This is a genomic window from Promicromonospora sp. NPDC060204 (assembly GCF_042728455.1).
In the GTDB taxonomy this organism is placed as follows: Bacteria; Actinomycetota; Actinomycetes; order Actinomycetales; family Cellulomonadaceae; genus Promicromonospora.
Map to the genome: position 1 here is coordinate 1 of NZ_JBHWZO010000230.1, position 10217 is coordinate 10217.

General features: G+C 74.9%; 8 protein-coding genes. All 8 read left to right on the plus strand.

Translation table 11 applies throughout. The features are described from left to right. The first annotated feature begins 40 nt into the window (after positions 1-40). From ACFWEJ_RS22865 to ACFWEJ_RS22900, 8 genes are read left to right on the plus strand one after another with little or no spacing between them, the layout of a single operon-like run. The gene (locus tag ACFWEJ_RS22865; protein ID WP_377231481.1) at positions 41-940 is read left to right on the plus strand and encodes an AAA family ATPase; all 900 of its coding nucleotides are present in this window, start codon (positions 41-43) and stop codon (positions 938-940) included. Continuing rightward, on the plus strand, positions 937-2268 hold the full coding sequence (locus ACFWEJ_RS22870; RefSeq protein ID WP_377231482.1) for a hypothetical protein: 1332 nt from the start codon (positions 937-939) through the stop codon (positions 2266-2268). The genes ACFWEJ_RS22865 and ACFWEJ_RS22870 overlap by 4 nt, the downstream gene beginning before the upstream one ends. Further along, positions 2265-3302, plus strand: a complete 1038-nt coding sequence (locus tag ACFWEJ_RS22875) for a glutamate ABC transporter substrate-binding protein (RefSeq protein WP_377231483.1) — start codon at positions 2265-2267, stop codon at positions 3300-3302. The genes ACFWEJ_RS22870 and ACFWEJ_RS22875 overlap by 4 nt, the downstream gene beginning before the upstream one ends. After that, positions 3299-4402, plus strand: coding sequence for a hypothetical protein (locus ACFWEJ_RS22880; protein WP_377231484.1), 1104 nt, complete (start codon positions 3299-3301; stop codon positions 4400-4402). The genes ACFWEJ_RS22875 and ACFWEJ_RS22880 overlap by 4 nt, the downstream gene beginning before the upstream one ends. Then, positions 4399-6708 (plus strand): tetratricopeptide repeat protein, encoded by a 2310-nt coding sequence (locus ACFWEJ_RS22885; protein WP_377231485.1) that lies wholly within the window; start codon positions 4399-4401, stop codon positions 6706-6708. The genes ACFWEJ_RS22880 and ACFWEJ_RS22885 overlap by 4 nt, the downstream gene beginning before the upstream one ends. A gap of 43 nt (positions 6709-6751) precedes the next feature. Continuing rightward, positions 6752-7867, plus strand: coding sequence for a protein phosphatase 2C domain-containing protein (locus tag ACFWEJ_RS22890; protein ID WP_377231486.1), 1116 nt, complete (start codon positions 6752-6754; stop codon positions 7865-7867). Between the two features lie 25 nt (positions 7868-7892). Next, the gene (locus ACFWEJ_RS22895; RefSeq protein WP_377231487.1) at positions 7893-9212 is read left to right on the plus strand and encodes a VWA domain-containing protein; all 1320 of its coding nucleotides are present in this window, start codon (positions 7893-7895) and stop codon (positions 9210-9212) included. Next, positions 9209-10174 (plus strand): FHA domain-containing protein, encoded by a 966-nt coding sequence (locus ACFWEJ_RS22900; RefSeq protein WP_377231488.1) that lies wholly within the window; start codon positions 9209-9211, stop codon positions 10172-10174. The genes ACFWEJ_RS22895 and ACFWEJ_RS22900 overlap by 4 nt, the downstream gene beginning before the upstream one ends. Positions 10175-10217: the final 43 nt, after the last annotated feature.

Genomic DNA, 10217 nt, shown 5'->3' on the forward strand with positions numbered 1-10217 from the left:
GGATGTATCCCTTCCCGAAGTGGAGGGCCCCCTGGGGCCCGTGAACGCATCCGGGCGCGGTATCTCGGACCCCGCGGCCGCCCCAGCCACAGCACAAGAACCAGCACAAGAAAAGACCCTGGAAGAGCTCCTCAAGGAGCTGGACACCCTCACAGGCCTGGACCGCGTCAAACAAGAGATCCACCGGCAGACCGAGCTCCTCCGCATCGAGCGCCTCCGCGCCGAGGCCGGCCTCACGTCCCCGACACTGACCCGGCACCTCGTGTTCACCGGCAACCCCGGCACGGGCAAGACGACGGTGGGCCGGCTCGTCGCCGGCATCTACCGCGCGCTGGGCCTGCTGGACAAGGGCCACCTCGTGGAGGTGGACCGGTCCGAGCTGGTGGCGGGCTACCTGGGCCAGACCGCGGAGAAGACGACGGCGGTGGTACAGCGCGCCCTGGGCGGCGTGCTGTTCATCGACGAGGCGTACGCGCTGGCCGAGGACCAGTACGGCCGCGAGGCGGTGGACACCCTGGTCAAGGACATGGAGGACCACCGCGACGACCTCGTGGTGATCGTGGCGGGCTACCCGGGCCCGATGGCGCGGTTCGTCGCCACGAACCCGGGCCTGGAGAGCCGGTTCTCGCGGACCATCACGTTCGAGGACTACTCCGCGGCCGAGCTGCGGCAGATCTTCGCGGCCATGGCGCAGGCCGCCGACTTCGAGCCGGAGCCCGGCACCCTCGACCGCTTCGACCGCCTCGTGGCGGACCAGGTGCGCGGCGAGGGCTTCGGCAACGGCCGCTGGGCACGCAACGTGCTCGACTCCGCGATCGCCCGGCACGCCTGGCGTCTGCGGGACGTTGAACGACCGACGGTGGACCAGCTGCGCACGCTGGTCCCGGAAGACCTGGAGGACGTCGTGGACATCGGGACAGACAGCGAGGCCACCCTGTGACGGCACCCCTGACCACCGCGGGCCCGCCCCGGACCGAGCCGGGCCAGGCGCCGGGCGACCCGGGCGAGGGCCCCGCGCGCACCTCCGTCCGGGACCGCCTCACCGCGGAGCTCGCGACCACCCCGGGCCGGCTGGCGCTGGCCACCGCCGTGGCCGTGGTGGCGTGCCTGCTGCTCGCGGCCACCGGGTTCCTGGCGGGCAGCAGCCAGTCGGCGGCGCTGCGGGACGCGCAGCGCGACGCCGCGCAGCTCGTCGGCACGCAGGAGCTGCGCAACGACCTGGTGTCGGCGGACGCGACGGCGACCAACGCGTTCCTCGTCGGCGGGCTGGAGCCCACGGAGGCCCGCGCGGCCTATGAGGCGAGCGTGTCGCAGGCCGCGGAGGCCGTGCCGGCGCTGGCCGCGACGGCGCAGGGGGCGGACGAGACCGCGGACCTGGCCACGGTGTCGGACTCGGTGCAGCGGTACGCGGGCCTGGTCGAGTCGGCCCGGGCGAACAACCGGCAGGGCTTCCCGGTCGGCGCGGCCTACCTGGACCAGGCCTCCTCCGCGCTGCGCGACGAGGTGCTGCCCACGCTCGACGACGTCGCGGTCTCGACGTCGTCGCGCGTGGACGACGACCTGACGTCCGTCTCCCTGAGCCAGGCGCTGCTGCTGTTCGTGCTGCTGGGCCTGGTGGCGCTGGCCGCCGTCCAGCTCTGGCTGGCGCGCCGCACCCACCGCCGGCTGAACCTGGGCCTGGCGGCCGCGAGCGCCGCCCTCCTGGTGGGCGGCATCGTGGCGACGGTGGCGGTGCTGGGCGGCAACGGCGTGGCCCGGTCGGTGGCGAGCGGCCCGTACGCGGCCACGGTCGCCACGTCGCAGGCCTTGTCGCTCGCGACGGACGCCAAGTCGATGGAGTCGTTCACGCTGATCAAGCGCGGTTCCGGCGCCGAGTTCGAGGAGTCCTACCAGACGTCGGTCGCCCAGGCCCGGGACCTGCTGACGGAGGCGCAGGACGCCTCGGACAGCGGCCCCGACCCGCTGGCCCTGCTGAACGCCTGGGACGAGAAGCACGCCGAGATCCGCGCGCTGGACGACGGCGGCAAGTGGGACGAGGCGGTCGACGCCGCGACGTCCACGGCCGACCACTCGGCGGGCGCGGCCTTCACCGCGTTCTCCGACCAGGCCCACGCCGACGTCGAGAGCACGAGCACCGCCGCGGTGGACCGGCTCGGCTCCGCGGCGACCACCGCCCAGATCGCGGCCTGGGTCGCCCTCGTGCTCGGTGTCGCCGGCGCCGTCGCCGCGGCCGCCGGGATGAACGTCCGCCTGAAGGAGTACCGATGAGCACGCGCGCAGCCCGCAGACCGATCGTCACCGCCCTGGTGGCGCTGGCCCTGGTGGGCACGACGGCGGCGTGCGCGCCCCAGCCCACGACGCAGCTCCTGACGGGCGCGGCCGGGGCGGGCTCGTCCGCGCAGGAGTCCGTGCAGGGCTCGGCGCAGGACACGGCGCCGAAGGCGGCCGCGGCCGGGACGACGTCGGGCACGGCCACGGCCGCGGAGGACTGCAGCGACGGCCTGCCGCCCGTCGCGTCGATCGACCCGGGCGGCAGCCCGGAGGTGACGTCCGGCTCCACGATGGCCAAGATCCGCGATCGCGGCGTCCTCAAGGTGGGTGTCTCGGCGGACACCCTGCTCATGGGCTCGCGCAACCCGTTCACGGGCGAGATCGAGGGCTTCGACATCGACGTGGCCCACCAGGTCGCCGACGCGATCCTGGGCGACCCGGACAAGATCCAGTACCGGGTCATCACGTCGGGCGACCGGGAGACCGTCCTGGAGGACGGCGACGTCGACATCGTGACGCGCGCGTTCACGATCAACTGCGACCGGTGGGAGAACATCGCGTTCTCGGCGGAGTACTACCACGCGGGCCAGAAGCTGCTGGTGCCGTCGACGTCGAAGGTGAAGAGCATCGACGACCTGGACGGGCAGCGCGTGTGCGCGCCCGAGGGCACCACGACCCTGGAGCGGCTCGAGCAGTGGGAGGGCGTCGAGGCGGTACCCGCCGCCACGCACACCACGTGCCTGGTCCTGTTCCAGCAGGGCGCGGTGGACGCCATCACCGGCGACGACACCGTCCTGGCGGGCTTCGCCGCCCAGGACCCGTACGCCAAGGTCGTGGGCGACGCCGTGAGCGACGAGCCGTACGGCGTGGGCATCCCCGCGGGCAACGCGGACATGGTGCGGTTCGTCAACGGAGTGCTGGAGGACATGGTCGCGGACGGGCAGTGGGAGGAGTCCTACGACCGCTGGCTGGGCGACGCGCTCGGCACGGCCCCGGCCGCTCCCGAGCCCGTGTACGGACGGACGCCGTGAGCCGGACGCAGCGCGCGCCCGCGCCGCCGGGCGCCCTGGGGGTCGCGGCCGAGCCGGCCGCGCTCCTGGCCTACCTCTCCGACCTGCAGGTGTGGCTCGACGTGCGCCGCGCCGACCTGGACCGCCTCGACGCCGCGGCCCGGCAGTCCGGCGCGGACGCCGTCACGGCCGACGTGGTGCTCGCCCTGACCCTGTGGCAGGCCGTGCGCACGCGCACGGACGAGCTGGTCGAGGTGTGGGACTCGGGCCGGGCGGACGCCGTGGCGCGCGAACGGATGTCGCAGCTCGTCTGGGGCCGCCTCGGCGGCGACCCCGCCACGTCGCTCCTCTCCCTGGTCGACGCCGCGCGCCTGTGCGACGCCCAGGCCGACCAGCTCGCCTCCCGGCTCTCGTTCGACCCGCACGCGGCCGACGTCACCGCCCGGTTCCGGGCGCTGGCAGCCGGGATCGTCCGGGCCGAGGACGCCGCGCGGGCCACGGCCGCGACCCAGGACGACGACGCCGTCGCCCGCCTGCGCGACCGGCACGCCCGGCTCAAGGCCGACGCCGCCCGCGGCGCCGACGTCACGGGCCCCCTCGGCGCGCTGGAGAACGAGGTCGCGCGCACGGAGCGGGACCTGATCGTGCACGCCGCCCGGAGCCGGTCGCTCGCCAAGGACCGGCAGCGCGCCGTCGAGCTGCGCGCCGCGCTGGCCGACCGGGCGCCCCGGCTCGCGAAGGTCGCCGAGCGCTGTCGCCGGGAGATCGCCGACCCGCCGCGGCTCGCGATCCCCGACGTGCACCGCCTCGGCGAGGTCCCGGACGAGCAGGACCGGCTCACCACCTACGTCCAGCGGCTCGGCGCCGTCGAACGCGCCATGGAGCAGGTCGAGGACGCCTACACCGCACCGCTGCGGGAGCGCGCCGAGCTGCGCTACCGCGTGAAGAACCTGATGACGAAGGCCCAGGGCAACGGGCGGGCGTCGTCCTACACCGTGAAGGCGGGCGAGGACGAGGTGCGCGAGACGCTCGACGCGACCCCCTGCGACCTGGCCCTGGCCCGGCACTTCACCGAGCAGCTCGAGACGCTCGTGCGCGATCTCCCGGAGGGACACCGATGACTGAACAGGCCTGCGCCGAGCCGGGCTGCACCGGCACCATCGAGGACGGCTACTGCAACGTGTGCGGTACACCGGCCGGCGGCAACCCGGACGGCGACGCGCTCGCCGCCGTCGCGGCGTCCTGGGCCGACGACGACCTCGACGCGGCGACCGTCCGCGCCTCGGGGTCCGTGCCGAGCGGCATGGCCGTGCCCGGCGGCATGGCCGAGCCGTCGACCGGGCGCACCAGCTCGTCCCGCCTCGCGTCCACCGCCCTGGGCTCGGCCCGCGTGACGGGCGGCACCCGGCAGACCCGCCGGGTCGGCACCGGGTCCACGCGCCTGCGCGGGCACCGGCTCGGGGCCGGACTGACCACCGTGCCGCACACGCCGGTGGCCGACCCGCTGCAGGCCGTCATGGCGACGCCCGAGCTCGCCGAGTCCAAGCGGTACTGCCCCACGTGCGGGCAGCCGGTCGGCCGCGCCCGGGACGGCGTGCCCGGCCGCATCGCCGGGTTCTGCGGCCACTGCGGCGCGCGGTACGACTTCGCCCCCGCCCTGAAGGCCGGCGACCTCGTGGCCCGGCAGTACGAGGTGGTGGGCTGCCTCGCGCACGGCGGGCTCGGCTGGATCTACCTGGCCCGGGACCGCAACGTCAGCGGCCGCTGGGTGGTGCTCAAGGGCCTGCTCAACGCGGGCGACACCGAGGCGTACGAGGCCGCGGTCGCCGAGCGCCAGTTCCTGGCCGAGGTCGAGCACCCGCTGATCGTCGAGATCTTCAACTTCGTGCTCCACGAGGGCCTCGGCTACACCGTCATGGAGTTCGTGGGCGGCCGGTCGCTCAAGGACGTGCTCAAGGACCGCCGCGAGCAGGACGGCGGGCAGCCCCGCCCGCTGCCCGTGGACCAGGCCATCGCCTACATCCTCGAGGTGCTGCCCGCGTTCAGCTACCTGCACGACCACGACCTGCTGTACTGCGACTTCAAGCCGGACAACATCATCGCCCAGGGCGACGGCGTCAAGCTGATCGACATGGGCGGCGTGCGCCGCACCGACGACCTGACGTCGGCCATCTACGGCACCGTCGGCTACCAGGCGCCCGAGGTGCCGGAGGTCGGGCCGTCCGTGGCGTCCGACATCTTCACGCTCGGCCGCACCCTGGCGTCCCTCGTGCTGGACTTCCGCGGCAACACCACCGTCTACCAGGCGTCGTTCCCGCCCGTGGCCGACACCCCCGTCTTCCAGAAGTACGACTCGTTCTACCGCTGGCTCGCCAAGGCGTGCGCTCCCGATCCCGCCGACCGGTTCGGCACCGTGGACGAGGCCCGGGTCCAGCTGCTGGGCGTGCTGCGCGAGGTGGTCGCCACCGACAAGGGGCCCGGGTACACCGCGACGACGTCGGCCGAGTCCCTGCTGTTCGGCGTGCCGCCGCTCGACGGCGCCGACGGCGCCCTCGACTGGAACGAGCTGCCGCTCCTGAAGGTCGACTCCGCCGACCCGATGGCGTCCTGGCTGGCCGGCGTCAACGTCGCCGACCCCGTCGAGCGCATCAAGGCGCTGGCCGACCCCGACGAACACACCGTGGAGGTTCGCCTCGCCGTCGCCCGCGCCGCGATCGAGGCGCACGACGACGCGCTGCTGCGCACCACCGTGGCGCAGATCCTGGAGGACGACGCGTGGGAGTGGCGCGCCGCCTGGATGGAGGGCCTCGGGCACCTTGCGTCCGGCAACGCCGCCGCGGCCCGCGCGTCGTTCAACGCCGTCTACGGGCAGGTCCCCGGCGAGCCGGCGCCCAAGCTCGCGCTCGCCACCTCGTGCGAGCTCTCGGGCGAGCCCGGGGTCGCCGAGCAGCTCTACGGCACGATCGCCCGCGCCGACGCCAACTACACCGGCGCCGCCGCCTTCGGCCTCGCCCGCGTGCGGAACGGCGGCGGCGACCTCGACGGCGCCCTTGGCGCCCTCGAGCTGGTGGGCCCCACGCGCGGGTCCTTCCCCGACGCCCGCCTCCAGCGGGCCCGGCTCCTCGTCTCCGCGCACCGCACGCTGCTCGACCTGGCCGACGCCGTCGCCGGCCTCGACGCCGCCCACATCCCCGACCGGCCCAAGGCCCAGGTCACCGTCGAGGCCCTCGACGAGGCGCTCGACATCGTGCTGCGCGACGGGCCCGTCCCGACCGTGCGCGTGGCCGGCGTGAGCGCCGAGGAGCACGAGCTGCGCGACCGCCTGGAGCTCGCCCTGCGCAACCTCGCCCACCTCACCGACGAGCGCTCGGAGCGCGTCGCGCTCGTGGACCGGGCAAACTCCGTACGGCAGTGGACGTGGCGATGATGGGGGCAGGAGCCCTGACGAACGCAAGGAGATCGACCGAGACATGAGCGCCGACGACAGTGTCCTCGTCCGTTGCCCGAGCTGCGGGGAGAGCGCGGCACCCCGCGCCAGGTTCTGCGAGAACTGCGGCACCTCGCTGGGCGCCGTCGCCGACGACCCGTCCCTGCCGTCCGAGGTGACCCTGGACGTGGCCCCCACGGTGCTCGACCTCGACCCGGCGACGGGCGAGGCCGGGCGGCGCAAGTGCGCCGCCTGCGGCGGCCAGATCGCCGACGACGGCTACTGCGCCGACTGCGGCGCCCCCGGCCAGTCCGAGCGCGACCACTTCGAGGAGCGCCCGGCCGCCTGGGTGGCCGGCGTCTGCGACCGGGGCATCCGGCACGCCCGCAACGAGGACGCGATGGCGCTCGCCGCGAGCAGCACCTTCGCCGCGCTCGTGGTGTGCGACGGCGTCTCCAGCGCCCCGGACTCCGACGTCGCCTCGCTCGCCGCGAGCCGCGCCGCCCGGGACGTGCTCGTGGCCTACGGGCCCGAGGGGTCGAGCTCCGTCGCGGGCGCCACCAGCCGGCGCATCGCCGGCTGGACCGACGCGATGGTCGCGGCGTCGCGCGCGGCCGGCCAGGCAGTGCGGGGCGCGGCGGAGCAGCTCGCCGCGACCAAGGGGACGAACGTGGCGGACGACCCGCCGTCGTGCACCTTCGTGGCCGCCGTCGTGGACCACGACCTGATCGTCGCCGGGTGGCTGGGCGACTCGCGCGTGTACTGGCTGCCGGACGCCGGGCCGGCCGAGCAGCTCAGCGTCGACGACTCGTGGGCGCAGGAGATGATCGCGGCGGGCGTGCCGCGCGCCCAGGCGGAGACGTCGCCCCAGGCGCACGCCATCACGCGCTGGCTCGGTCCCGACGCCCCCGACACCGACGCGCGGTGCGCCGCGACCGTCCCGTCCGGGCCCGGCTGGCTCCTGGTCTGCTCGGACGGCCTGTGGAACTACTGCTCCGACGCGCACCAGATGGGCGAGCTCGTGCGCAGGTTCGCCGGCTGCGGCGAGCCCCACGCCGCCGCGGCGGCGCTCGTCCGCTGGGCCAACGCCCAGGGCGGGCGGGACAACATCACCGCCGCGCTCGCCCGGATCGACCCGACTGTCACCGAGCAGCGTTAGCCTGCCGTAACCGAGAGGAGCCACCGTGGCCGAGTTCTCCGCCGAGGTCTTCCAGAACGAGTTCCTGTCCGACGGCGGCACCGACGTGCACGCCATCGTGTCCGTGACCTGCACCGGCGCCGGGACGGCCGGGGCCGTCGGCGTCACCGCGGGCGCGAGCGCCACCGCGGACGCCGGCGGCACGGGACAGGTCGCCGAGATCGTCGCCGTCGACACGTCCGGGTCCATGCAGGGCCGCAACATGGAGGCCGCCAAGCACGCCGCCGCCGTCGCCGTGGACCAGATCCCGGACGGCACGCTGTTCGCGATCATCGGCGGCTCGCACGTGGCCACCCGGATCTTCCCCTACCCCAACGCCCGCGTGCCGATGGTGGCCATGGAGCCCGGCGCCCGCAGCGAGGCCAAGCGCGCCATCTCCACGATGTCGGCCAGCGGCGGCACGGCCATCTCGACGTGGCTGCGGCTCGCGGACGACCTGTTCGAGACGGTCCCGGCGGCGCAGAAGCACCTGATCCTGCTGACCGACGGCAAGAACGAGTCCGAGCCGTCGATGCACCTGGACCGGATGATCGAGGACGTCACGGGCCACTTCCAGTGCGACGCCCGCGGCGTGGGCGACCGCTGGGTGGTCGGGGAGCTGCGCAAGATCTCGACGGCGTTGCTCGGCACCGTCGACCTCATCGCGCGGCCGGAGGACATCGCCGAGGACTTCGCGGCCCTGGTGCGCAAGTCCATGGCGCGCGGCGTCGCCGCGGTCGACCTGCGGGTGTGGGCGCCGCAGGGGTCGCAGGTCCTGTTCGTCAAGCAGGTGGCCCCCGAGGTGGACGACCTGACGAGCCGTCGTACCGAGGTGAACCCGCTGACCAGCGGGTTCCCCACCGGCGCGTGGGCCGACGAGACCCGCGACTACCACGTGGCCGTGCGCGTGGCGGCCAAGCCCGTGGGCTCGGAGCAGCTCGCGGCGCGGGTCCAGGTCGCGGTGGGCGGCGAGGTGCAGGCGTCGGGCCTGGTCAAGGCCAAGTGGTCGGACGACTCCACGCTCACCGCCCGGATCAGCCCCGAGGTGGCGCACTACACGGGCCAGGCCGAGCTCGCCTCGGCCATCCAGGAGGGCCTGGCGGCCAAGGCAGCGGGCGACGAGGCGACGGCGACCGTGAAGCTCGGCCGGGCCGTGCAGCTCGCCGCCGAGACCGGCAACGACGAGGCCACGTCGCGCCTGCGCAAGATCGTGGAGGTCGAGAACGAGGAGGAAGGCACCGTGCGGCTCAAGCGCAACACCGCCAAGCTGGACGAGATGGCACTCGACACCGCCTCCACCAAGACGACCCGGGTCCGGCGCGCATGACCGTCGTCTGTCCGGAGGGACACACCAGCCAGGCCACGGACTACTGCGACGTCTGCGGCACCCCGATCCCCGCGGGCGCCGGCGCCGCGTCGTCCGGCGGGTCCGCCGCACCCGGGAGCGTCGCGACCGGGACGGGCGCGTCCGGTGGTGCGCCGGCCGCGCCCGCGACGGCCTCCGCGGGCCCCGTGACCTGCCCGAACTGCGGCGACGTGTCCCCGGCCGACTCCCTGTTCTGCGAGAACTGCGGGTACGACTTCACCACCGGCACGCCGGCTCCGCCGCCCCCGCCGACGTCCGGCCTGGACCTCGGCGACCTGGACGCGACGCAGCCCGCGAGCGGTTCCGTGGCGGGGGCCGGCTCGGCGTCGGCGGGTTCGGCACCGGTGCCGGTCGGGACGCCGTCGGGCGAGCCGGCCGGGTCGGCATCCGTGGCCTCGGCGCCGGTGTCGGCGGGAGTGCCCGGGCCGGCCGGGGCGCCGGCGTCCGCCGGAGTGCCCGCCCCTGCCCCCGCGCCGTCGCCGGACGGCGGCGGGCTGGCCGCGCCGCCCGTCCCGGGCGACGAGGCCTGGGTGGCCGAGATCTGGGTGGACCCCGACTGGTACGCGCACGAGCGGCCGGAGGACCCGATGCCGTCCGCGGGCCTGCCCGGCCTCGTCACGCTGCGGCAGCGCAGCCTGCTGGTCGGGCGGCCGTCGAGGTCGCGCGGCATCCACCCGGACATCGACTGCGGCAGCGACCCCGGGGTGTCCCGGCGGCACTGCCAGCTCACGACCGACGGCCAGCGCTGGTGGGTCGAGGACCTGGGCTCGTCGAACGGGACCTTCGTGGCGGCGGCGGGCGACCCGCTGCCGGACAGCCCCCTGAACCAGGGCGTGCGCCGCGAGATCGAGGAGAACGACCGGGTCTTCCTCGGCGCGTGGACCCGCCTGGTGATCCGCAAGGCCCTCCCGGGCGAGGCCTGACCCGGGTGTCAGACGCTCAGGTCACCTGGGTGACCTGAGCGCT